The 23,980-nt window shown below is 69.9% G+C and carries 17 protein-coding genes; 11 read left to right on the top strand and 6 right to left on the bottom strand.

Features of this window, described 5'->3' with window-relative positions; all coding sequences use genetic code 11:
* The first annotated feature begins 32 nt into the window (after positions 1–32).
* A complete protein-coding gene (locus ACI2JZ_RS12460) occupies positions 33–425 on the top strand; it encodes an SIP domain-containing protein (protein WP_404597795.1) in 393 nt (130 codons plus the stop codon).
* A 21-nt stretch (positions 426–446) separates the two neighbouring features.
* Here ACI2JZ_RS12460 and ACI2JZ_RS12455 read toward each other — a convergent pair whose 3' ends face one another.
* Positions 447–896, bottom strand: coding sequence for an adenylyltransferase/cytidyltransferase family protein (locus ACI2JZ_RS12455; protein ID WP_247623509.1), 450 nt, complete (start codon positions 894–896; stop codon positions 447–449).
* A gap of 203 nt (positions 897–1,099) precedes the next feature.
* Here ACI2JZ_RS12455 and ACI2JZ_RS12450 point away from each other — a divergent pair, with 203 nt between their 5' ends.
* On the top strand, positions 1,100–2,266 hold the full coding sequence (locus ACI2JZ_RS12450; protein ID WP_404597794.1) for a glycosyltransferase: 1,167 nt from the start codon (positions 1,100–1,102) through the stop codon (positions 2,264–2,266).
* On the opposite strand, the gene ACI2JZ_RS12445 is transcribed toward ACI2JZ_RS12450, so the two are convergent.
* From ACI2JZ_RS12445 to ACI2JZ_RS12435, 3 genes are all read right to left on the bottom strand, one after another.
* Entirely contained in the window at positions 2,220–3,479 is a 1,260-nt protein-coding gene (locus ACI2JZ_RS12445; protein WP_247623507.1) for a hypothetical protein, read from the bottom strand. The two genes, ACI2JZ_RS12450 and ACI2JZ_RS12445, sit on opposite strands and share 47 nt — an antisense overlap.
* Before the next feature lie 14 nt (positions 3,480–3,493).
* Positions 3,494–4,141: a DUF4232 domain-containing protein gene (locus tag ACI2JZ_RS12440; protein ID WP_404597791.1), complete on the bottom strand. Its 648-nt coding sequence runs from the start codon at positions 4,139–4,141 to the stop codon at positions 3,494–3,496.
* A 66-nt stretch (positions 4,142–4,207) separates the two neighbouring features.
* Complete coding sequence (locus ACI2JZ_RS12435) at positions 4,208–5,140, bottom strand: glycosyltransferase family 2 protein (RefSeq protein ID WP_404597789.1); 933 nt, start codon at positions 5,138–5,140, stop codon at positions 4,208–4,210.
* Positions 5,141–5,237: 97 nt separating this feature from the next.
* Between ACI2JZ_RS12435 and ACI2JZ_RS12430 the strand changes: the two genes are divergently transcribed.
* From ACI2JZ_RS12430 to ACI2JZ_RS12410, 5 genes are all read left to right on the top strand, one after another.
* Positions 5,238–5,981, top strand: a complete 744-nt coding sequence (locus ACI2JZ_RS12430; RefSeq protein ID WP_404597788.1) for a CDP-alcohol phosphatidyltransferase family protein — start codon at positions 5,238–5,240, stop codon at positions 5,979–5,981.
* Complete coding sequence (locus ACI2JZ_RS12425) at positions 5,974–7,023, top strand: glycosyl transferase (RefSeq protein WP_404597786.1); 1,050 nt, start codon at positions 5,974–5,976, stop codon at positions 7,021–7,023. Before ACI2JZ_RS12430 ends, ACI2JZ_RS12425 begins: the two co-directional genes overlap by 8 nt.
* Positions 7,020–8,354: a phenylacetate--CoA ligase family protein gene (locus ACI2JZ_RS12420; protein WP_404597785.1), complete on the top strand. Its 1,335-nt coding sequence runs from the start codon at positions 7,020–7,022 to the stop codon at positions 8,352–8,354. The genes ACI2JZ_RS12425 and ACI2JZ_RS12420 overlap by 4 nt, the downstream gene beginning before the upstream one ends.
* A gap of 187 nt (positions 8,355–8,541) precedes the next feature.
* Positions 8,542–11,256 carry a right-handed parallel beta-helix repeat-containing protein gene (locus ACI2JZ_RS12415; protein ID WP_404597784.1) on the top strand — a complete coding sequence of 905 codons (2,715 nt, stop codon included), beginning with the start codon at positions 8,542–8,544 and terminating at the stop codon, positions 11,254–11,256.
* 97 nt (positions 11,257–11,353) lie between these two features.
* Positions 11,354–12,505 carry a glycosyltransferase gene (locus ACI2JZ_RS12410; protein ID WP_247623500.1) on the top strand — a complete coding sequence of 384 codons (1,152 nt, stop codon included), beginning with the start codon at positions 11,354–11,356 and terminating at the stop codon, positions 12,503–12,505.
* Positions 12,506–12,538: 33 nt separating this feature from the next.
* On the opposite strand, the gene ACI2JZ_RS12405 is transcribed toward ACI2JZ_RS12410, so the two are convergent.
* Positions 12,539–13,195, bottom strand: coding sequence for a hypothetical protein (locus ACI2JZ_RS12405; protein ID WP_404597781.1), 657 nt, complete (start codon positions 13,193–13,195; stop codon positions 12,539–12,541).
* 128 nt (positions 13,196–13,323) lie between these two features.
* On the opposite strand from ACI2JZ_RS12405, the gene ACI2JZ_RS12400 reads away from it, so the two are divergent.
* Together ACI2JZ_RS12400 and ACI2JZ_RS12395 are read left to right on the top strand one after the other, a co-directional pair.
* Positions 13,324–14,706 (top strand): polysaccharide biosynthesis tyrosine autokinase, encoded by a 1,383-nt coding sequence (locus ACI2JZ_RS12400; protein ID WP_404597779.1) that lies wholly within the window; start codon positions 13,324–13,326, stop codon positions 14,704–14,706.
* Between the two features lie 7 nt (positions 14,707–14,713).
* Positions 14,714–16,048 (top strand): hypothetical protein, encoded by a 1,335-nt coding sequence (locus ACI2JZ_RS12395; protein ID WP_404597778.1) that lies wholly within the window; start codon positions 14,714–14,716, stop codon positions 16,046–16,048.
* Here the strand turns inward: ACI2JZ_RS12395 and ACI2JZ_RS12390 are convergent.
* Positions 16,045–17,232 carry a DUF1972 domain-containing protein gene (locus tag ACI2JZ_RS12390; RefSeq protein WP_404597776.1) on the bottom strand — a complete coding sequence of 396 codons (1,188 nt, stop codon included), beginning with the start codon at positions 17,230–17,232 and terminating at the stop codon, positions 16,045–16,047. The two genes, ACI2JZ_RS12395 and ACI2JZ_RS12390, sit on opposite strands and share 4 nt — an antisense overlap.
* Before the next feature lie 59 nt (positions 17,233–17,291).
* Here ACI2JZ_RS12390 and ACI2JZ_RS12385 point away from each other — a divergent pair, with 59 nt between their 5' ends.
* The gene (locus tag ACI2JZ_RS12385) at positions 17,292–18,305 is read left to right on the top strand and encodes a glycosyltransferase family 4 protein (RefSeq protein ID WP_247623495.1); all 1,014 of its coding nucleotides are present in this window, start codon (positions 17,292–17,294) and stop codon (positions 18,303–18,305) included.
* 279 nt (positions 18,306–18,584) lie between these two features.
* Entirely contained in the window at positions 18,585–23,927 is a 5,343-nt protein-coding gene (locus ACI2JZ_RS12380; RefSeq protein ID WP_404597774.1) for a PKD domain-containing protein, read from the top strand.
* Positions 23,928–23,980 lie beyond the last annotated feature (53 nt).

The raw sequence follows: 23,980 nt of genomic DNA, 5'->3' as shown, positions 1-23,980 counted from the left end.
CGGTAAGGGTAGCCTTACCTATAATCGAAGCCATGAACCACGCGAGCGAGCACCTGGACGACCCCGACTGGGAGAACATCGAGGGCGCTGTGCTCGTCGCCGGAGACGCGGCGGACGCCGGGGTGATCGCGGGGATCGCCGCCCGACTGCCGTGGGACGCGACCGGCGTGATCCTGCTCGAAGCGGCCGCGCGCATCCAGATGCGTCACATCGACGTGCCCGACGGGGTGTCGGTGCGCTGGCTCGTGCGCAGCGACGGCATCCGTGCGCACACCAAGGGCGAGCGCCTCGCCAATGCCGTGCACTCGTGGTGCGTCGAGTGGGCGTGCAGCGAGCCGCCGGCGCAGTGGACGGTCTGGCTGGGGCCGCACACGCCACCCCACGTGGCGCGCATGGCCCGCAGCCTGCTCGGCGTCGCGAACTGACTCCGTCGGCGAACCGGCCCGTCAGCGCGCGAGCGCCGGAGCCCCCGCACCTGCGGTGATCGCGTCAAGCGCTCGCCGCAGTGACGAGCTCGAGGTGTGCGCCGTGTACGGGAAGTACACGACCTCGACGCCGACGCGCGCGAACTCGCGCTCGAGCCGCAGCCCCTTCTCGGTGCCGCGCCAGTCGTCGCCCTTGAAGAAGTGCGTGAAGCGCACGTCCTCCCAGGCGTCCAGCTTCGACGGCGTCGTCTCGACGTGCACGTCGTCGACGAACGAGATGTGTCGCACGATCTCCGCGCGCTCCGCCGTCGGGATGACGGGCTCGATGCCCTTCACCTCGCGCAGCATCTCGTCGCTCACGACGCCGGCGATCAGAATGTCGCACTGCTGCTTGGCGTGGCGCAGAAGGTTCAGATGCCCCACGTGGAACAGGTCGAAAGCTCCCGCGGCATAGCCGATACGCGTCCCCATGATCTCCCCAGATCAGTGATTCCCCAGTAGGCGGATCCCCATCCGCCTGCGACTCCCACAGCCGCACGGGTCAGTCTAGACCTCCCACGCACGAAAGCGCACCCCCGGATCCGGGGGTGCGGCAGTGCGAGGTCAGGTTTCGAGCCCATAGGAACCCGTGGCACGATGAGATGCCGCACAGCGGCGCGCGCAGAGGGGGCGACATGGACACGAAGGTCACGGTCATCGTGCCCACCTTCAACGAACGCGAGAACGTCGCCGAGCTCGCCGCCCGCACCGCCGCCGCGCTGACGGGGTACGACGCCGAGATCCTCTTCGTCGACGACAGCAGCGACGACACCGCCGACGAGGTCGCGCGGGTCGCCGCGGATGCTCCGTTGCCCGTGCGCGTGATCCATCGGGTCGAGAACACGGGTGGGCTCGGCGGCGCCGTCGTGGTCGGCCTGGAGGCCGCGGCATCCGATCTCTGCGTCGTCATGGACGGCGACCTGCAGCATCCTCCCGAGCTCCTGCCCGTCCTGCTCGCCCGGCAGGCCGAGGGCGATGCCGACGTCGTCGCCGCCTCGCGCTACATCGGTGGCGGCGACACGAGTGGGCTCGGCACCGCGGTGCGCTTCGGCGTCTCGCGCGCGGCCACCTGGCTGACTCGGGCCATGTTCCCGATCCGCCTCGCCCGCAGCACCGACCCGATGACCGGGTTCTTCCTCGTCGACCGGAGTCGCCTCGACCTCTCGACGCTCCAGCCGCAGGGCTTCAAGATCCTGCTCGAGATCCTCGCGCGCACCGATCTGCGCATCGCCGAGGTGCCGATGGAATTCGCGGAGCGGCGCCACGGCACCTCCAAGGCGAGCCTGCGCCAGGGCGGCACGTTCATCGCGCATCTCGCTCGACTGCGCTTCGGCAAGATGTCGCTGTTCGCGCTGATCGGCGCGGTGGGCGCCGTCGCGAACCTCGCCATCATGTGGCTGCTGACGGCGGCCGGCGTGCCGTACATCTGGGCGGCGATCATCGGGGCGGTCGTCACGATCGTCGGCAACTTCCTGCTGCAGGAGCGGTTCGTCTTCGCCGACATGCGCACGAATGCCCGCGGCGTGTGGCAGCGCTTCGCGGCGTCGTTCGCGTTCAACAGCATCGAGGCGGCGCTGCGCATCCCGGTGATGGCGCTGATGGTCGAGACCTGGCACATCTCGAGCGTCCTCGCGACGGGGCTCTCACTGATCGTCGCGTTCTTCGCGCGGTTCCTGTTCCACTCGCTGGTGGTCTACGCGCCCCGACGCCGGGGGCAGAGCGGCGAGCCGAAACCCGACACCGCCACGCTGCGCATCATCCGTGCGATCGACGAAGAGGCGATGCGTCCGGGCGAGCTCTGACCCCGCTCGCCTCGCGACGGGATGCCAGCCGCGCCACCGGGATCGCCGTGAGCGCGAAGAGCAGTGCCAGGGTGCGCGACGACGTCAGCAGCGGGCTGAAGAACGTGTCCCAGGCGCCGAGCAGCACGAGCCACACCGCGATCCCGGCGGCGGCCTTGACCGAGACGCTGCGCGCGACGGCGTAGATCGCGCACCCGATCAGCGCGACGGCGAAGATCGCCCCGACCGGGCCGAAGCGCAGCCACAGGTCGCCGACCACCGAGTGCACCTCGTACTGGCCGCCGAACATGTATCCCTCGACGTAGCCGTTGTCGGGGTCGTAGTTCAGCTCGCTCATGCCGGTCTTCGCGATCCACACGTCGTGCGAGACGGGGAGCACTCCGCTGCCGAACCCCTGCGGCCGCTCGGCGACGAGCGCGGTCGCCGCTCCGAGTTCGGGGCGTCCGCCGGCGATGAGCGACCCGGAGGTGTCGATCTGCGCCTGGGTGCGCTGCTGGGCGGCGTCGCCGAGCGCCCCCTCCAGGATCAGCGCCTGCAGCAGGCTGAAGGCTGCGAGGCTCAGCACGCCGAGCAGTACGAGAGTCTGCAACGGGCGAGGCCGCCGGGTTCCCGGCGGCATGAACATCTGCCACAGCACGATGACGGCGGCCAGCAGCAGGAACGAGGTCATCGATCGGGAGTCCGACGCCAGGCACACCACGGCGAGCGCCCCGAGCGCGAGCAGGTCGAGCCACCGCCGTCCGCTCATCGCGGTGAGACCGAGCACGATGATGATCACGGGCACCGCGAGCGAGTACTTCCAGAGGTTCGCCGAGTTGCCGCCCGTGAGAACCACGTTCGCCAACGCCCCGACGCCGAACGCCACGGCGGTGCCACCGAGACCGATCTGCGTGCGCGCCCACAGCAGCACTCCGATACCGCCGGCGAGCGAGAGCAACGTGAACGTCTGCTCGAGCAGCAGGCTCGTCGACACCGGGCGCATGGTCTCGAACAGCGTGAGCACCCCGCCCCACACGGCGGCGATCGCGGCGAGGGCGAGCAGCAGGCGTGCGAAGCGGAACCTCGCCAGCACGTGCCACCACACCGGCAGCAGCACGACGGCGGCGATCAGCGAGAGGCTCACGCCCGGCCCGAACTGGTACCGGACCGCGGTCGCTGCCGCAGCGGCCGCCGCGACGATCGAGGTGGTCGTGTACTGCTCGGCGCGCCCCATGCCGGGTGCGCCGATCAGCGCAGGTCTCCGCGGAACACGGCGACCTTGGCGCCGAAGAGGTAGTCCACGGTCAGGGTGACGTCGTCGCGGTCGGCCTCGGGCACCGAGAACAGGTAGGTGCCCTCGGCGGAGTCACCGGGTTCCACGGTGCCCTCGAACGGTGCGCCGCCGGGCTGCGTCAGCGTGCCGGCCGGTGCACGATCCTCGCCGATGTAGGCGTTGACCGCCACGTACTCGAGGTCGAGCGGCTCGTCGCCGGTGTTCGTGATGCGCACGGTCGCGCGGATCGCGGGACCGGAGGTCTCGCCCGCGAGAGTGGCCTGACCGTCGACGGCCTGCAGCGACGACAGCGAGATCTCGATGCCCTCCTCGGTGACGATCGTCTGGTCGGGGGCGACCGGGCTCAGCTCGGCGAAGGGCTCGTCGGTCGCGCCGGCCGCGGGCGTCGGCGTCTGCGTCGGTCGCGGGGCATCGGGATCGACGATGTCGCGGGGAGGAGTGGTGGGAGTGGCGGATGCCGAAGGCTCGGTGCTCGGCGTTCCGGCGAGTAGCGGCGGCACGAAGATCGCGCCCAGGATCGCGAGCGCGATCACCACGACCAATGCCGACAGTGTGATCCACACGCGCCGACGATTCGGCTGCGTCTCTTCGGTTGCGTCCATCGCAGACCCCCTGCTCCCCGTGTCTCCCCATCCGGCGCCGCAGTGGCGGCGGCCGGTGATGAGAGTTTAGACCGCGGGCCCCCGCTGCGAACCAGCCTGTGCAAGAAGTCGTCGTCCGTCGCGCACACCGCGCCACGCCGCGCGCAGCGGAGCGATCGGGCGGAGGAACTGCCGGCGTCCCCCGCGCAGCAGAACCTGGCGCGCATTGCTCCAGGCGGTGCGCGACCAGGCTTCGGCATCCGCTGCGTCGAGCAGCAGACCCGCGAAGAGCAGCCGGTTGCGGATGTTGTAGTAGTAGTACAGCTCGGACTTCGCCTCCGGTCGCTGGGCTCTCGCGCGATGCGTGCCGCCCTCGTCGTGCACCGCCAGAGCGTCGTCGACGACGAGCAGGCGCGCCCCCGCGCGGGCGGCGCGCACCGAGATGTCGACGTCCTCCCAGTACAGGAAGTACGCGTCGTCGAAGCCGCCCGTGAGGTCCCACGCCTCGCGGGTGAACCACAGGCAGGCTCCGCTGAGCCAGGGCAGGCGTCGGGCGTCCGGGTGCTCGCGGCGGCGACGCGGCCCGCCCATCGATCCGTCGCCGAGGTACACGTCCATGCCGGCGAACCACACCCGGCCCGCGGCGTCCTCGACGCGCGGCGAGGCGACGCTGGGCCCCTCCGTGGTCGCCGCGGCCAGGGCGGTGACGGAGCGACCGTCGATCCGGGCATCCGGATTCAGGAGCAGGATGTCGGTGACCCCGAGCTCGTCGAACGCCACGGCGGCACCGGCGTTCACTCCGCCGCCGAACCCCGCGTTGTCGTCCATCGGCACGAGCCGCCACCCGTTCGCGACGCTCAGAGCCTCGACGCGTGCGCGCTCCTCCGGGGTCGAGCGGTTGTCGACGACGACGATCCGCGCGTCCGGCACCGCCGCGGCCGTCGCGGTCAGGTTCTCCGCGAGAAGGCCCGACGAGGCGTAGTTGACGACGATGATCCCCAGCATCCGTCGTTCGTCCATTCGTGCATCCTCCCCGTCGTCACGAAACCCACGGACCCGTGCGAGGGCACCTGTGGCTATAGTGAAGGCTACATTTGACGCCACCTGGGGAGATGTCGTGTCAGAGATTCGTGGGGCGATGCTGCGTCTGAAACAGGCGCAGAAATCATCGAAGGGCGCGGCGGCATACTCGCGCTACGTGAACCGGCCTTTGGGGCGCCCGCTCGCGGCGACGGCCTACGCGTGGGGGATGACCCCGTCGCAGGTCACCATCGTGAGCGCGCTGTGCACCCTGAGCGGGGTGGCGCTGATCGCGCTGCTCGCGCCGACCGTCTGGTCGTCGGTGCTGGTGGCGGCGCTGCTCGTGCTCGGCTACGCGCTCGACTCGGCCGACGGGCAGCTCGCGCGGCTCACCGGAACGGGCTCGCTCGCGGGGGAGTGGCTCGACCACTTCTTCGACTCGCTCAAGCTCGCGACGATCCATCTCGCCGTGCTCGTGTGCTGGTTCCGGTTCTACGATCTCGACGACCGGTGGCTTCTCGTACCGCTGGCGTTCGCCGCGATCGCGAACACGTTCTTCTTCGGCATCATCGCCGCCGACTTCCTGCGGCGCATCCACCGGCTCCAGTCCCCGGCCGAGACCGAGGAGGCGCCGCGCGAGGCCTGGCGCTCCGGCTCGCTGTACTCGCTCGCGGTGATCCCCAGCGACTACGGATTCCTCTGCCTCGCCTTCGCGCTGCTGTGGTGGCAGCAGGGCTTCGTGGTGATCTACACGGCGCTCGCCGCGATCAATGCGCTGCTCCTGCTGCTCGCCGCACTGCGCTGGTACCGCTCGATCAAGGGCCTGCAGGCCGATGGCTGAGCGCCCGGGGCCCGTGCGCGTCATGCAGTCCTTCGGGGCGCCGCGAGTGACGACCAACCCCTACATCACGATGCTCGATCGCGCACTCGCCGACTCCGACGAGGTCGAGCACCTCCGCTTCTCATGGCGCGGCGCGATCCTCGGCCGCTACGACGTCTTCCACTGGCACTGGCCCGAGGTGAAGCTGCACGGCGGGAGTGCCGTGTCGTCGGTGGGCAAGTACGTGCTGACCGCGCTGCTTTCGCTGCGGCATTCGCTCTCCCGGCGGATCGCCGTCGTGCGCACCGTGCACAACCTCGAGCTTCCCGACGACAACGCCGCCCGGCTGTGGCTGCTGCGACGCATCGAGCACCAGGCCGATCACCGGATCGTCCTGAACGAGACCACGCTGCTGCCGGAGGGCACCGCGCGCTCGGTCATCCTGCACGGGCACTATCGCGACTGGTACGCGCCGCAGCCCCGCGCCGACCGGGTGCGCGGGCGCCTCGGAACCTTCGGCGGCGTGCGCCGGTACAAGGGTGTCTCGGGATTCGTGGATGCCTACGCCGAGGCCCGCGGAGATGATCGCGAGCTCAGCATGACGATCGGCGGGAAGGCCTCGACGCAGGAGTTGGCCGACGATCTGCGCGCGCAGGTCGAGGGGCTGCCCGGGGTGACGCTGCAGCTCGCGTTCCTCAGTGATGCCGAGCTGGTCGAGCTGGTCACGGCATCCGAGCTGGTCGTGCTCGCCTATCGCTTCATGCACAACTCCGGCAGCGTGCTCGCGGCCCTGTCGCTCGACCGGCCGGTGCTCGTGCCGCGCAACGAGCCGAACGAGGCGCTCGCCGCCGAGGTGGGCGCGGAGTGGGTGCAGATGTACGAGGGCGAGGTCGACGGCCGCGCGCTGCTCGAGGCGCTGCGCGCGGTGCGGCGGATCGAGGCCGAGCGGCCGGATCTCTCGCGCCGGGAATGGGCGGATGCCGGGGCCTCGCACGCGGCCGCCTACCGGGCGGCGCTGCGCAGCCGCTGGCTCGGCGCGAAGCCCCGGGGGGTGGACGCGTGATCCGCGAGGCGGCGTTCCGCCTGAAGACCGCGATCGGCGGACGGTCGAGCATGGAGGCCTACCGGGCGTTCCTGCAGATGGACGCGCTCGCACCCGAGGAGATCGCCGACATCAGTGCGCGTCGGTCGGCGGAGCACGCGCGGTTCGCCTTCGCGCACAGCCCCTTCTATCGCGACCTCTACTCGTCGCACGGGTTCTCCGACGACGACCTGCGCGACCCCGCATCGTTCTCGTCGCTGCCGATCGTCGACAAGGCCATGCTGCGCGAGAACTTCGACGCCATCCGTACCGATGAGGCCGACCAGCGCACCAGTGTGGTGTCGAAGACGGGCGGCAGCACGGGGCTGCCGCTGCATCTGCTGCGCGATCTGCGCTTTCCGGCGCGGGCGCTCGAGTGGCGGCTGTTCGAGTGGTGGGGCGTGACGCCCTGGGACGACCGCGGCATCGTCACCCGGCACGTGCTCACGGGAGCCGCGCGGCTGCGGCACGATCTCGGGTGGTTGCCCTCGCGGCGCGTGCAGCTCGACGCCTTCCAGATCACGGATGAGGCGGTGACGCAGTTCGCCCGCGATTGGAACCGGGTGAAGCCGCGGTTCCTCATCGGCTACGGCGGCGGGGTGCTCGACACCGTGCGCCGCCTGCGGCGTCTGGGGCTGGAGGTGCATTCGCCTCGTGCGATCGCGGTGACCGCGGCTCCGCTCACTCCCGGCACGCGCGCCGAGATCGAGACGGCCTTCGGCGCCCCCTGCTACGACCACTACCGCTCGGCCGAGATCCCCTGGATGGCGGGGGAGTGCAGTCACCAGAGCGGCTTGCACGTGTTCGCGGACGTGCGGCGGATAGAGATCGTGGACGCCGCGGATGCTCCCGTGCCCGACGGCGTCGAGGGCGAGGTCGTCGTCACCGACCTGAGCAACCGGGTGTTCCCGGTGGTGCGCTACCGCCTCGGCGACATCAGCAGCTACCTGCCCGGCACCTGCGCCTGCGGGCGCGGCCTGCCGAGACTGGGCGCGATCTCCGGTCGGTCGTCGGATGCCGTGCGCCTGCCCGACGGCACGACGATCGCGGGCGCGCTCGGCCACATCTTCGACGATGCGCCGCTGTCGATCCGGCAGTTCGAGATCGTGCAGGAGGCCGACTACGCCGTCACCCTCCGCTGCATCCCGAGCGATGCGCCGGATGCGCAGGCCGGGATCGACGCGGCCGCCGCGAAGCTGCGCTTCGCCACCAAGGGCCTGGTTCCGGTGACGGTGGAGCGGGTCGAGAGCATCCCGCAGGTGGGCGGCAAGATGCGTTTCATCCGCAGCGCAGCGCCGGTCCCTCCGGCCTGATTCCGGCCCGCCGGGCTTCCGATATATTTCAGTTTCGCAACGATCTTCCAGTAGGCGTGTGTACACTGACCCCTGGCCGCCGCCCTCCGGGTAGGCGGTGCGTACCGATACTGCACACCATCTCGCCCGGAGGGGGCAAGTTGGAGGGGCGCGGTGTACGCGGGCTGAAACCCCTAGGAGAACCCTGTTGCGTCTTCGACGTCACCATCACCGTCCCGATCCCTCCCCTCGTCTGGCGACCACCGGCGCCACCGCTGCGGTCGCAGCCGTGACGCTGCTGCTCGGCCTGGTCGGCGCTCCCGCCTCGGCGGCTGAGACCCCGGCACCCGAGCCGACGACGACCGAGACCCCGGCCCCGTCCCCGGAGCCGCAGCCGAGCGCGAGCGAGGTGCCGGCCCCCGATCCGGCGTCACCCGATCCCGCCCCCGGCGATTCGCCGGCCACGGATGCTCCCGCGCCCGAAACCCGCAGCGCGGCGGCAGCGGCACCGACCGTGCTGCTCACCGACGACTTCGAGCGCACCTCGCCCGCGGGGTGGGGCAGCTCCGACAACGGGCTGGCCTACACCTCGTGGTCGTCGCGTGCGGGTGTCGCGAGCGTCGCCGACGGCGCGGCGACCATCGCGCTGAAGCCCGGCGAATCCGCCTACCTCACCCCTCGCGCCGTCCAGGCGAAGGACGTGCGGCTCTCCGCCGACGTGCGCCTGTCCTCGACGGGCGGGCGGGGCTACTACGCCTACACGACCCGCGTGCAGAGCGACGGCGCCTCGTACCGTGTGCGCCTGCTCACCGACGCGAAGGGGCAGGTGCAGCTCTCGGTGCTGCGCACCCAGGACGGCAAGGACACCGAGCTGAAGTCGGCGTCGGTGCCGTTGAGCATCCTCGGTGATTCCTGGTACACGTTCGACGCGACCGTCACCGGAACGGATGCCGTCAGCTTCGAGGCCCGCCTCACGCCGAAGGGCACCACTCCCGGTGCACCGCAGCTGACCGTCACCGACGCCTCACCGAGCAAGATCGGCGGAGCCGGTGGATTCGCGCTGTGGGGTTATGCCTCCAGCAGCGGCGCCTCGGCATCGGCGCTGCAGATCGATGCCCTCGAGGCCACGGTCGCCACGGGACCGTTGAGCAGCGAGGTCGTGACGGACCCGGAGCCCGAGCCCCAGCCGGAACCGCAGCCGGAACCGGAACCTCAGCCCGAGCCGGAACCGCAGCCCGAGCCGGAGCCCCAGCCAGAGCCGGAGCCCCAGCCGGAGCCGCAGCCCCAGCCGGGCACCGGTCTCGAGGCCCGCGGTTCCGCCCCGGTCGGCACCGCGTCGTACGCCGTGCCGCAGGGGGCCGTGTTCGTCAACGGTTCGTCGACGTCGCAGAGCCAGAACGGCAGCGCGGCGGCACCGTACCGCAGCGTGCAGAAGGCGGTCGACTCCTCTCCCGCCGGCTCGACGATCGTCGTGCGCGCCGGGGAGTACCACGAGTCCGTCGAGGTGCCGTTCAACAAGACCATGACCATCCAGGCCTACCCGGGCGAGGCGGTCTGGTTCGACGGATCGACCCGGGTGACGTCCTGGACGAAGTCCGGATCGTCGTGGGTGAGCGGCGGATGGACCGCGGAGTTCGACGACGACATGCTGAACGGCAACGCGAGCTGGTTCGTCGACCCGAACTACCCGATGGCCAACCACCCCGACATGCTGTTCATCGACGGGGTGGCGCAGAAGCAGGTGGCCTCGGCATCCCAGGTCACAGCCGGCACCTTCGCGGTCGATTACGCAGCCGACCGACTGATCCTCGGTACCGACCCGAGCGGTAAGCAGGTGCGGGCCAGCGATCTCGGGCAGGCGTTCAACGTGCGCTCCGCGAACTCGCAGCTCAAGGGCCTCGGCGTCCGCCGCTACGCGACCTCGTACGACGTGCTCGGCACCATCCGCATGCACAACGTCGGGGTCACGCTTCGCGATCTGGTCATCGAGGACAACGCCACGATCGGACTCTTCGTGGGCAACGACCGCGCCACGGTCGACAACCTCACGATCCGCCGCAACGGTCTGCTCGGCATGTCGTTGACCACGGCGTACGACTCGACCGTGTCGGACTCGCTCATCACCGACAACAACAACGAGCGCTTCAACGGCTCGCCCGTCGCCGGTGGTATCAAGGTCACGCGCTCCCGCGGGGTCGACATGACCAACGTCGACACGAGCCGCAACGTCGGCAGCGGAACCTGGTTCGACGAGTCCTGCTACGACGTGAACATCGTCGACGTCACGTCGAACGACAACACCGAGATCGGCATCCACGCCGAGCTCTCGTCGAAGGTCACGATCGCCCGCAGCCAGACGTTCGACAACAAGGAGGGCATCCGGATCTTCGATTCGGAGGGCGTGCTCATCACGAACAACGACCTCGGCAACAACTCCCGGCACGACATCAACCTCATGCAGGACGAGCGACGTCAGGCCACCCACAAGGTCGGGCGCGACCCGCGCGTGACCGGTGCCGACCCGACGGTGACGTGGATCACCCGCAACATCACGATCCGCAACAACGTGTTCGGCGCGGGCGGTCCGCGGGCGATCTTCGCTCACGACACCCAGACCGGGCGGGCCGTCGACACGTGGAACCTCACGATCGACGGGAACCTCTTCAGCAGTTCGAAGGGCGGACCGTCGATGGTCACCTGGGGTGGCTCGGGCAACGTCTACGAGACGTTCTCGACGCCGCTCGCGCTCGCCTCGGCGAAGAACACCGGATGGCGCAACGCGATGACCACCACCGCCGAGCCCTTCTCGGGCATGGCCGACGAGATCGCCGCCAACAGCGGCATCGCGCGTCCGCTCACCGGCGCGGCTGCGACCCTTCTCGGGGTCGGCAGCGGCACCGTGCTGCTGGGCAGCGGCCGCTGACACCCACCCCCACCGAATCCGCCCGCCGCGTCCGTGATGCGGCGGGCGGATGGGTGGTGGGGGCGCGCCGAGCGGCCGTGCCGTGCAGAATGGTCGGGTGACAGCCGACACCCGCCGCCCGCATCTGCTCGTGCACGCCGGCTGGGAACTGTTCGGTTCCGACCGGATGCTCCTCGAGAGCGCACGGGGTCTGCGCGACGCGGGTGAGCGGGTCGTCGTCGCGCTTCCCGCGGCGGGGCCGCTGGTCGGCGAGCTCCAGGCCGCCGGCGTCGAGGTCCTGATCCCGCCGACCTTCGCGTTGCGCAAGTCGGCTCTCCGCCCGCGCAACTGGCTGCGCTCCCTGCGCGATGCCATCCGCGGGTTCGTCGCCGCCGTCGTGATCACCCGTCGCCTGCGACCTCGGACGCTGTACGTGAGCACGATCGTGCTGCCGCTCTGGCCCATCGTCGGCCGCCTGCTGCGCGTGCCGACCGTGACGCACGTGCACGAGGCCGAAGCATCCGCCGCCCGCATCGTCAACACGGTGCTCTATGCGCCGCACCTCGCCGCGCACCGCATCATCGTGAACAGCGAGTTCACGATGCGCACGGTGGGCTCGGTGATCCCGGCGCTCGGTCGTCGCGCGACGCTCATCCCCAACGGGGTCGACTCCCCGGACTCGGTGCCCGAGCCGCGCGCGGTGATCGATCGCCTGCGCATCGCCTACGTCGGTCGAATCTCCCACCGCAAGGGCCCCGACGTGGCCGTCGAAGCGGTCGCTCTCCTCGGCGACGCCGGGATCGAGGCGGAGCTCGACCTCATCGGGGCCGTCTTCGAGGGCAACGAGGCGTACGACGAAACCCTGCGGCGTCGCACCGACGAGCTGGGCGTCGCGCATCTCGTGCAGCACCACGGCTTCCGGTCCGACGTGTGGCCGGCGCTCGGAGCGGCCGACGTGCTGGTGGTGCCTTCCCGCCAGGACGAGTCCTTCGGCAACACGGCCGTGGAGGGTGTCCTCGCCGGGCGCCCCGTCGTGGCGAGCGAGATCCCCGGACTGCGCGAGGCGGTCGGGGCGTACGGCTCGGCCGCGTTCGTCGCGCCGGGCGATGCCTCGGCGCTGGCGGATGCTCTCGCCCGCGTCGTCGCGGACTGGTCGGCGCTCCGCGTGACGGCGCTCGCCGATCGTGACCGGGCGAAGGAGCGCTTCGCCCCGGAGGTGTACCGGGCGACGATCGCGGCTTTCCTCAGCGACCTCGCACGGGGTCGCTGAGGTCGAGGGCGCAGGGGTCCGAGACCGCTGACGTCAGCGCGAACCCGCCGCGGAGTCGAGGAAGGCCGCGGCCTGACGCAGGAACTGCTCGACCTCGGCCGACGTCGAGGTCAGCATCGCGCGGTGCTCGCGCGCCGAGTCGTGGTGCGCGTCGGCGATGTCGAACGGGTTCCGGCGGCGGCGACCGAACAGCGTGCGGTTCGTCTTCGGCGGTGCGGTGAAGCCGCGACGGGCGTGGAGCGCCTCGGCGTATCGGGCCAGGCCCGTGGTGCTCGCGGCATCCGCATCGAATTCGGCGATGATCTCGAACTCACGGGCATCGACGGGCTCGACCCCGAGGTGGATCGCCTCGCGCAGGGTGAATGCGCGGGAACGGGCCTCGGGTGCGGCGGCGGCGACCGCCGAGCGCTCGGCGCGACTGGCGGTGAGGATCAGATCGGCGGTCCGCAGCGCCTCGGCGTCGATCGCCTCCGAGCGGTGGCCGGCGGCGAGGATCGGCGTCTCGGCATCGCCGGAGGCCTCGGCGATCTCGGCCGAGGTCACGCACATGCGATTGCCCGCCGTGCCCACGCGGGTACCCGCGCTCGAGATCTGCCACCCGGCTGCATCGCCCTGCGCGCGGAGCACCAGCTCCATCAGCGGCGACCGGCAGATGTTCGCCTCGCAGACGAAGATCAGTCTGTGCGTCACGTGTTCCCCCGTCGTGCCCCGCAGAGATCTCTGCGGTCCGATCCTCCAACATAGGTGATAATGGTCGCGGGGAAGGCACCGTGCGAGACACTGAGGCACGTCGAGGTGCCGAGGGAATACGGGGACACATGACACTGCAGGACTATTTCCAGTCGCTCAGGAGCCACTGGATCGTGATCGTCGTGCTGATGGTGCTCGGCGCGGGCTCCGCATACGGGTACTCGCAGTTCATCGACCCCGAGTACCGGGCCGAGTCGCAGGTGATCGTGATCCCGACCCGGGGCGAGAACACCAGCGAGCTGGTGCAGGGGTCGAACTACGTGCAGAGCCTGGTGCAGACCTACACGCTCCTCGTGAAGTCGCCGACCGTGCTCGACCCGGTGATCGACGACCTCGGGCTCGACGAGACCGCCAACCGTCTGGCGCGACGGGTCGACGTCAACGTTCCCCTGAACACCGTCGTCATCGAGATCGGGGTGACGGATGCCAGTGGCGAGAGCGCGGCCGAGACCGCGAACGCGATCGCCCAGGAGCTCGCGACGGCCGTCGAGGGCGTCTCTCCGGTCAGTGCCGACGGCGAGCCCGCCGTGCGCGTCGACACGATCTCCGCCGCACGCACTCCGACGGTTCCGATCTCCCCGAACACCCGCCTGAACGTGATGGTGGGTGCCGTCGCCGGAATCGCGCTCGGTGTCGTCTTCGCGCTGCTCCGACGGCTTCTGGCCACCCGCATCACGACCGCGCGCACGCTGAGCGACGCCACCGAGGTCGCCCTCCTCGGCGAGATCCCCGAAGCATCCGACACCCACACGATCGCCCGCATCATCCGCTCGCAGCCCGACGGCCGCGTCGCCGAGGCGATGCGGCAGGTCGCCGCGAGCCTCAAGTTCGTCGACGTCGACAAGAACCGTCGCGTCATCCTCGTCACCTCGTGCTCGGCGCAGGAGGGTAAGTCGTCGGTGAGCCTCGGACTCGCCCTGACCCTCGCCGAGGGAGGGCGCTCGGTGCTGTTCATCGAGGCAGACCTGCGCCGCCCGAGCACCGCCCGCTACACCCAGCTCGAGGGCTCGATCGGCTTGACCACCGTGCTGATCGGCGACGTGGAGCTCGCCGACGCCGTGCAGCAGTGGGGTAGACCCGGACTCGACATCCTCACCGCCGGAGCGCAGCCCCCGAACCCGGGCCAGCTGTTGTCGAGCGGCGGACTGCATCGCATCGTCGACGAGGCGCGCGATTCGTACGACTACGTCATCATCGACACCGCGCCCGTGCTGTCGGTCAGCGACGCGCTGTGGCTGTCGACGATGGCCGACGGCACCCTGTTCGTCGTGCGCTCGAACCGCACCAAGGCCGCCGATCTCACGCGCGCCCTGGGTTCGCTCGAGTCGACCAGGACCCCGGTGCTCGGAATCGTGCTGAACGGTGTGCGCGGCGCGGCGAAGAGCCCGTACTACACCGACGAGCCGAGACGCGGCGTCCGCCCGCGCCGCGCCGCCCGCGCCCCGCGCTGACACCGCCATGAACTCGCTCCTGGCCCTCGGCGCTCGCGCGCTGACGATGGTCGTCTCGCTGGTCTGCGGGGTCATCACGACCCGCATGATCCTCGGCGAGACCGACATCCAGCACTACGCCCTGTACTCGCTGCTCATCACGATCCCGTCACTGCTGACGTTCACCGACCTCGGCAGCGGCGCGGTTCTCGTGAACGCCGTCGCGACCAGTGACGACATCCGCACCGATCGCCGGCTCCGACTGCAGGTCACCTCGGTCGGCCGCATCCTGCTGATGTTCGCTACCGGACTCATGCTCATCAACACCGTGCTGCTCGTCACGGGCGGATGGCGCGCCCTGTTCGGCGACGCCGGTGCGATCCCGGGGGCGGCGCTCGCCGCCTTCCTCTGCATCACGCTGTTCAGCCTGTCGATCACCCTGGGCGTGTGGTTCCGCATCCTGCTCGGGCAGCGGCGCAACCACCTGGTGATCCTGGTGCAGGGCCTCATCTCGCCGGTCACCCTCGGTGGTGTCTGGCTGATGCTCCACCTCGGCGGGCGTGATTTCGATTCGTATCTCGCGATCGCCTCGTACGGCGCCTCGCTGCTGTCGGCGATCATCGGCTTCCTGCTGGTGACGCGGTCGACGCGGCCGCTGATCCCGGATGCTCTGCGGATGCTGTTCCGCTGGCGCAGCATCCCCGGGGTGAGGGTCATGGACGTCGGCTGGCCGATGCTCGCGCAGATGATCACCTACCCGATCGCCGTCGGGTCGCAGCGTTACGTGCTCGCCCAGTTCGGAACGCCGACCGACGTGGCCGAGTACGGTGTCACGGGTCAGGTGTTCTTCGCCCTCAACGGCCTGGTGATGGCCGCGGGCGTCGCGCTGTGGCCGCAGTTCGCCCGTCTGCGGCACAGGGGTGAGCTGAAGCGCGGACCGTATCTGCTCTCGCTGCTCTTCGCCGGGGCGGTCGCGGCCGCCACCGTGTTCGTCTGGCTGATCGCACCGTGGCTGTTCGAGTTCATCACTCAGGGCGAACTCGACGTGCGCACCTCGACGATCCTCGCCTTCGGCGCGATGATCATGCTCACCGCGGCCGTGTATCCGCTCGGGATGTTCATCATGGACAAACCCGGCATCCGCTTCCAGGTCATCCCGACCCTGGCGATGGCCGCGGTCAGCATCGTGCTCTCGCTCGTGCTGACGCCGGTGCTCGGCATCGTCGGACCGCTGCTCGGCGTGAGCTTCGCGCTGATCGTCTGCCAGGTGATCCCGTACGCGATCTACATCCACCGCCACCGGGATCGACTCCTGAAGAGCGAACCCGATACCGCGGCCGAGACCGCGGTCGACGCGGTCTAGCTGGGCCACTCCGTCTCCGCGCGGTGCGCGCGGCGCGCGAGGGGGTGGATGCTGTCGCCGGCCGCCAGGCGCCGGGCGAGGTCTTCATAGGTTGCGGCGACGTCGTCCCACGAGAACGCATCGGCCGCGCGACGCCGGACGGCAGCGGATGCCGCGGCGACGGCTCCGGCATCCGATTCCGCCGCGTCGACCGCAGCCGCGACGTCCGCCGGCGTGCGGAAGTACCAGCCCTGCTCGTCGAGCACCTCGCGGTTGAAGACCACGTCGAACGCGATCACGGCCGTGCCGGCGCCCATCGCGCGCAGCAAGGAGGGGTTCGTGCCGCCGACCGAATGGCCGTGCAGGTACGTCGAGGCGTGGTGGTAGAGCGCGTCGAGGAGGTCTTGGTCGTAGACGGCGCCGAGCAGTCGGATGCGTGGATCGGCGGCGGCGATCCGGTCGATCGCGGCCGTGTACTCCGCGGCGTAGGGCGCGGAGCCGACCACGACGAGCGGTTTCGTGGCCTGCGACATCGCATAGCCCTCGACGATCTCGCGGACGTGGTTCTCGGGTTCGAAGCGGGCGACGACCAGGTGGTAGCCCCCGGGCTCGAGACCGAGTTCGCGGATGCCGTCGGACGGAGCGTCGTCGAGCAGGGGGGCGCCGTAGCGGATCAGCTCGCTCGCGACGCCGAACTGGTGGTCGTAGTAGTCGGCGATGCCGGGGGCGTCGGCGATGATCGCGTCGGCCTGACGCACCCCGAACGACTCGGCGGCGCGGTAGTACGCCTTGCCGCGCGGGCCCCACTTCGAGCGTCGCCACTCCAGCCCGTCCATGTGGAGGGCGACCGGGATGCGACGGGCGCGCAGCAGCGGGAGGAAGGGCGAGTTCGCGGCGTTGAACACGAACGCGGCATCCGGCCGGGCCTTGGTGACGGCGTGCACCGTCGACAGCGCGGTGTGGCTGAGGGTCTCGAGCGCCTTCTGACGCACCGCCGGCAGGGTCACGCGGCGCATGCCGAGGTGCACGTCGCCCGCTGTGCCGGCGTCGCGCCCGTAGACCAGCACTCGATGCCCGCGTTCGACGAGGCGCCGTCCGACCTCTTCGACGGCGGTCTCGAATCCCCCGTAGGCGGCGGGGATGCCGCGCGTGCCGATGAGGGCGATGCGCAGGGACGTCGACGACGGAGCGGAGGCGGTCTGCATCGCATCAGTATGCCCGAGGCGGCCGACAACGCCGGAAGACCGCGGGCTATCCTGGGGCGGTGTCCACGCCGCCGCACGAACGCCGCCCGCTGATCTGGGGATTCCCTGCCGAGCAGTCGGTGACGCGCTGGGAGCGCCGGCACTCCGCCGGCGAGGTGCCGAGCGTGTGGCCCTACGGGCTCGACGGTCTGTGCGAGTACGCGCCGGTCGCGGTGCTCGACCTCCCGGCCCCCGGACGTCTCTCGCGCCTGCGGTCGCGCGTGGGGATCGGACCCCGACCGCGCGCCCAGACGGCGTTCACGTGGGACGAGAACGCGGCGTTCCGCATGCAGGTCGCGAGCCCCTACGAGCGGTTCGCCTCCGGAGTGATCTGGCTGACCGACATGATCGAGCGCGGAGCCGACACCGGTCGTCTCGTCGAGGTGCTCCGCGGCGCCGAGACGCTGTGGGTGCTCAGCGAGGCGCAGGTCGAGCCCCTGCGCGCCCTCTTCGGAAGCGCGGGGCCACGGATCGTCGCGGTGCCGTTCGGCGTCGACGCCGAGTTCTTCTCGCCCCGCCCGTACCCCGATCGCCCGCGCATCGTCAGCGTCGGCAACGACCGCGACCGTGATCCGCAGACGCTGTTCCGCGCGCTGGCGCGCGTGCACGAGCAGCGCCCGGACGTCGAGCTCATCGTCCAGTCGTCGGCGTCGACGGATGCTCCGGCCGGCGTCGAGGTCGTGCAGCGGATGAGTCATGGCGAGCTGCACGAGCTCTATGCGACGGCATCCGTCATCGCCACCGCGACCCGGCCCAATCTGCACGTCTCGGGCATGACGGTGACGCTCGAGGCCTTCGCGACCGGTCGGCCGGTCGTGAACACCGACACCCCCGGAATGTCGCAGTACGTCACCGAGGGACGCACCGGCCATCTCGTGCCGCTCGGCGACGACGAGGCCCTCGCGCAGCGGTTGATCGGCCTGATCGACGATCCGCAGCGCGCAGCGGAGATGGGGCTGGCGGGGCGTCGCGACGTCGAGGAGCGCTTCACGACGCACGAGATGTGCGCTCACCTCGCGCAGATCCTGGTCTGACGCCGGGGTGATCTTTCCGGCCCGAGACGCCTGATCCGGGGTGTCGCGGAACCGTCGCGAAACTTCTTCTGGTATCCGGCGCGGTTGTGCGCTATCGTTACCGCGGATGCGTCTATGGGGGACGCGGGGGAATCCACTTCTTTTGCCGATCACTCGGCAGCCGCCTGGGGAGGCGCTATGCGAGTCCGTCGACTCGACGCGATCGAAAACGATCACGATTCGAATTCACGTCCATTCCGTCGTATCGCACTGGGGATCGTCACCGTTCTGGTGACAGCGATGCTCGGTGCCACACTGACGGCTCCCGCCGCGCAGGCCGATACGGTTCCGACCGATCCGGCGCTGCCGACGACCATGAGCGCCGATCCACTGCCGACCGTGCAGATCAACGGCATCGTGTGGGCTCAGGCCGTCGCGGGCAACAAGGTCTTCGCCGGTGGCCAGTTCACCAGCGCGCGCCCGGCCGGCGCCGCCGCCGGCACGAACGAGACGGCGCGGTCGAACCTGCTGGCGTACAACCTCGCCACGGGTGTGCTCGACACGTCGTTCAACCCGAACGTGAACGGTCGCATCCTCGCGGCCGCCGTCTCGCCCGACGGCTCCCGCCTCTACATCGGCGGCGGTTTCACGGCCGTCGACGGGCAGAACCGCTACCGTCTCGCGGCGTTCAACACCGCGACCGGTCAGCTCATCTCGACCTGGACCCCCGGGACGAACACGATCGTGCAGGGCATCGTCGCCACCGACACGACCGTCTACGTCACGGGTGAGTTCACCAACATCAACAACGTCGCCCGCACCGGTGTCGCCGCGCTGAGCGCATCGACCGGTGCCGTGCTCGACTTCAACCCGCAACTCGCGGGCGGCTACGGCGTGCGCGCCGTGGTGGTGTCGCCCGACAAGTCGAAGGTCGTCATCGGTGGTTCCTTCACCTCGACCAACGGCTCGACCAACCCCGGGCGCGGCATGGCCGCCCTCGACGCGGTCACCGGCCAGAGCCTGCCGTGGGCGATCAACAGCGTGATCCGCAATGCCGGCACCGGCGCATCGATCTACGCGCTCGCCTCCGACGGCGACAGCGTGTACGGCAGCGGCTACGACTTCGGCGGCTCCAAGACCGAGGACGACTTCGAGGGCGCATTCCGTGCGAACTGGAGCGACGGATCGATGGCGTGGATGGAGGACTGCCACGGCGACACGTACTCGATCTTCCCGACCGGGGGCGTGCTCTACACGGCGTCCCACACCCACTACTGCGGCAACATCGGTGAGTTCCCGCAGCTCGACCCGTGGAACTTCAACCACTCGCTGGCGTTCGACAAGAACCCGTCGAACCGCACCATCACGCCCGACCCCTACGGTTACCGCAGCTTCACCGGCAACCCTGCCGCGAAGCTGCTGCACTGGTACCCGAAGTGGCAGCCGGGCTCGGTCTCGGGCATGGACCAGGCCGGATGGTCGGTCACGGGTGCCGGCGAGTACCTGATCTACGGCGGTGAGTTCACGGCCGTCGGCGGCGTCGCCCAGCAGGGCCTCGTGCGTTTCGCGAAGCCGTCGACCGCGCCGAACAAGGTCGGCCCGACCATCCAGGGCGGGGCCTACCAGATCAGCACGCAGTCCTTCCGTGCCGGTCAGGTGCGCATCGCGTGGTCGGCCAACCACGATGCCGACAACGCGAAGCTCACCTACGAGGTCTTCCGCCGCGACATCGCGCAGCCGATCTACACGACCACGGCCGAGTCGACGTACTGGGTGCGTCCGCGCCTGACTTACTCCGACAACGCGGTCACCGCGGGTCAGACGTACCAGTACCGCGTGAAGGTCACCGATCCGAACGGCAACTCGACGACGTCCGACTGGACCTCGGCGACCGTGGCCGCGACCGGCACCGAGAACGCCTACAACATCGCCGTGCTCAACTCGCAGCCGAAGTACTACTGGCCGCTGAACGAGGCGTCCGGCACCTCGGGCATCGACTGGATGGCGGGCAACGACGTCACCCTCGCCGGCGGGACCACCCGCGGGCAGGCCGGCCAGGTCGTCGGAGCGGCGTCCTCGTCGACGGCGTTCAACGGCTCGAACGGCACGGGTGCATCCTCGGTGTCGGAGGTCGGACCCAACACCTTCTCGGTGGAGGCCTGGTTCCAGACCACCAGCACGAGTGGCGGCAAGATCGTCGGCTTCGGTAACAACGCCACAGGCAACTCCGGCAGCTACGACCGGCACATCTACCTCAACAACACCGGCCAGGTGTCGTTCGGTGTCTACCCGGGCACCACCCGGGCGGTCACGAGCAGCGCCGGTTTCAACGACGGGCAGTGGCACCACGTGGTCGGCACGATGAGCTCGTCCGGCATGGTGCTGTACCTCGACGGCAAGCGCGTCGGTTCGCGTTCCGACACCACGACCGGTCAGAGCTACTCCGGCTACTGGCGGATCGGCGGCGACTCGCTGGGCAGCTGGCCCTCGGCCGGCAGCTCGGGGTACCTGAACGGTCGGATCGCCGATGTGGCGGTCTACAACACCGCGATCACCCGTGACGTCGTCGACGCCCACTGGGTGGCCTCCGGTCGCACGTCGGCTCTGCCGGCAGCGCCGGCGGATGCCTACGGCAAGGCGGTCTACGACCTCGACCCGACCCTCTACTGGCGTCTGGGCGAGACCACGGGAACCGTGGCAGCCGACTCCGGCCGCGACGGCAGCACCGGCAGCTACAAGACGAGCGGCAACGCCTCCATCCAGCGCGGTGAGACCGGAGCCCTCGCGGGAGTCACCAACAAGTCGATCCGGTTCACGTCCTCGAGCTTCGGCAGCACCTGGAACAACCGTCAGAACGTGATCAGCGACCGTCAGTACGCGGCATCCGACATCTACTCCATCGAGACCTGGTTCAAGACGACCACGACCGGCGGCGGCAAGATCGTCGGCTTCGGCAACAGCAACTCGAACAACGCCAACGCCAGCTCGAACTACGACCGCCACATCTACATGGACACGGTGGGCCGATTGAAGTTCGGCACCTACAACGGGGGGACGAACATCCTCACCGCGCCGAGCACCTACCGCGACAACCAGTGGCACTATGTCGTGGCGCAGCAGTCTCCGAGCGGCATGCAGCTGTACGTCGACGGTGAACTGGTCGCGTCGAACTCGGTGTCCAACGCCGAGGACTACGCCGGATACTGGCGGGTCGGCGGAGACTCGACATGGGAGGGCAACCCGTTCTGGGTGGGCTCGGTCGACGAAGTGGCGATCTACTCCGCGCCGTTGTCCGCGAGCCAGATCCTGCAGCACTACCAGCTGGGTAAGACCGGACAGGGCAACGAACTCCCGGTCGCGCAGTTCACGACCACGCCGACCGACCTGTCGGTGGCCTTCGACGCCTCGAGCTCGAGCGATGTCGAAGGGCCGATCGCCGACTACAGCTGGAACTTCGGTGACGGCGAGACCGGCAGCGGAGTCGCGCCGACCCACGCCTACACGACGGCCGGCACGTACACCGTCACGCTGACGGTGCGCGACAGCGGGTCGTTGACCTCCTCGGTCAGCCACGACGTCGTCGTGCGCAACCCGAACGTGCTGCCGACATCGGCGTTCACCGCGAGTGCCGAGTTCCTGGCGCTGTCGGTCGACGGCTCGGCCAGCGCCGACCCGGACGGCACCATCGCGAGCTACTCGTGGAACTTCGGAGACGGAGCATCCGCGACGGGCGCGACCGCGGCGCACACCTTCGGCGCGAGCGGCACCTACGCGGTCTCGCTCACGGTCACGGACGATCGCGGCGGCTCGGCGACGAGCACGCAGCAGATCGTGGTCGAGGCGGCGAACGTGCCGCCCAAGGCCGTGGCCAACGTGGTGCGCGGTGCGGACGGCATGACCGTCTCGGCCGACGGCAGCGGGTCGACGGACACCGACGGCACGATCACGGCCTACGCCTGGAACTTCGGTGACAACGCGACCGCGACCGGAGCGACGGCCAGCCACACCTACACGACCGCCGGCACGTACACCGTGACCCTGACGGTCACCGACAACCGCGGTGCGACGCACCAGGCGACCTCGTCGGTCGTCGTGGCTCCGGCCTCGACCGAAGACGTGATCGCCCGCGACGCCTTCGCACGGTCGGCGAGCGCCTCGTGGGGCAGCGCCGACGTCGGAGGCGCGTGGACGACCACCGGCGGGGCCGCGGCCTTCTCGGTCGCGGACGGCGTGGGCAAGATGGCTCTGGCAGCCGGGCAGACCCGCGAGGCGCGCCTCGCCGGAGTCAGCTCGACGAACACCATCACCTCGTTGACGATCTCGTCGAGCAACGCGACCTCGGGCGGCGCCTTCAACCTCACGGTCAACGGCCGTCAGGTCGGGAGCGACGTCTACTCGGGCCGCATCAAGGTCGAGTCCACCGGAGTGATCCGCCTCTACCTGCTGCGCAACGAGACGGCGATCGGCAACAGCGTGGTGCTGCCCGGCAACTACGTCGCGGGTGAGAGCCTGTCGGCCGTGCTGTCGGTGCGGGGAACCTCGCCGACCAATCTGTCGCTCAAGGTGTGGCGCACGGGAACGACCGAGCCGACCACGCCGCAGCTCCAGACGACCGACACCACGGCCGCGCTGCAGCAGGCGGGATCCGTGGGGCTGAAGATGGCCGTCAGTTCGGTCTCGACCGTGTCGACCGTGATCAGCATCGACGACTACAAGGTGGTCACCGGTGCGGTCGTCGCGCAGCCGAACCAGGCGCCGGTCGCCGCGTTCGTGTCTTCGACGACGGGCCTCACGGCCAACGTCAACGCGAACGGTTCGAGCGACTCCGACGGCACGATCGCGTCGTACGCCTGGAACTTCGGAGACGGAGCGACGGGTACCGGCGTCACGGCGTCGCACCCTTACGCCGCGGCCGGCACCTACACGGTGACGCTCACGGTGACCGACGACGACGGAGCGACGCACACCATCACGGCCCCCGTGACCGTGACCGCGCCGCCCGTCGACCCGCCGGCGGGACCGACGCCGCTCGCGACCGACGAGTTCAACCGCACTCTCACCGGAGGGTGGGGGACGTCGGATCTCGGCGGAGCCTGGGCCACGTCGGGCGGTAATGCCGCCTTCGGCGTCGCCGCCGGTCAGGGAACGGTGACTCTGGCACCCTCGCAGACCCGTGAGGCCCGTCTGGGCGTCTCGGCGACGAACATCGTGCTCGACACGCTGTTCTCGTCCGACGTCGCGTCGACCGGCGGCACGGCGAGCGTGACGGTGCTCGGACGCACGGTCGGAACCTCGAACTACTCGGCCCGCGTGCGGTTCGAGCCGGCCGGGGTCATCCGCCTCTACATCCTGCGCGACGAGACCGCGATCGGTAACAGCTACGTGCTGCCGACCGCGTACACGCCCGGGCAGGTATTGCACACCAAGCTGTCGGTCACGGGCACGAACCCGACCACGATCGCCGCGAAGATCTGGGTCGAGGGGCAGCCAGAGCCCACCGCGTGGCAGCTGCAGGGCACCGACACGACGGCGGCTCTGCAGGCGGCCGGCGGCGTCGGAATCAAGACGTCGATCAGCTCGGCGTCGACCAACCCGGCGACCAAGCTGTCGTTCGATCGCATCGCCGTGGTGGTTCCGCAGTAGGCACGGTGCGGGGAAGGCCAGGCCAGGCGCTCGCCCTCCCCGCATCTGGGCGA

The organism is Microbacterium sp. NPDC087868 (assembly GCF_044900755.1).
GTDB classification, from domain to species: Bacteria; Actinomycetota; Actinomycetes; order Actinomycetales; family Microbacteriaceae; genus Microbacterium; species Microbacterium galbinum.
This window is presented reverse-complemented; position numbering and strand designations above follow the sequence as displayed.